Raw genomic sequence first — 421 nt, 5'->3', positions numbered from 1 at the left:
TCACAGCATGGGTGACTTTCATAGTATCGAAGCCGGTACGCAGCATATAGGCAACCTGATCGATAAGAACATCACCCACTGCACGCAACTCTCCCTTGAACTGGTGCTGGTTCTTCAAGATATCTGCCTTAGAATAAGAGCGGCCGTCGTTGAACGCGGGAAACTGCAGCGCAATAAGTGGTATGGTGTCGAGCAATGGCAAGAGAGGGTCGATGCTTTCGCCCGGCGCAACAGAAACCCCGATTTTGCGATTGGTTGCATTGCGAACACCCTCATCCAGAGCCAGCCATGTAGCCAGCGGCAGGATCACAGCCGGCGCATCTGCCGTTTCTTCCAGTGTTTCCGCGGCAATATAAGGATCTTCACGAAATCCTTCGCGACCCCATAATTCGCCAGCTGCGCTTTCAGAAATGTCACTCAT

Annotated in this window: 1 protein-coding gene; it reads right to left on the bottom strand. The window is 52.5% G+C overall.

The window, feature by feature from the left end; translation table 11 throughout:
• Positions 1-421: DUF934 domain-containing protein (locus EEB19_RS26505; protein WP_187590303.1), on the bottom strand; the 421-nt coding region annotated here is incomplete at both ends.

It is taken from the genome of Gordonia sp. OPL2 (assembly GCF_003797825.1).
Classification (GTDB): Bacteria; Actinomycetota; Actinomycetes; order Mycobacteriales; family Mycobacteriaceae; genus Gordonia.
Note: the sequence above shows the minus strand (reverse complement) of the source record. Positions and strands in the feature narration are given on the sequence as shown.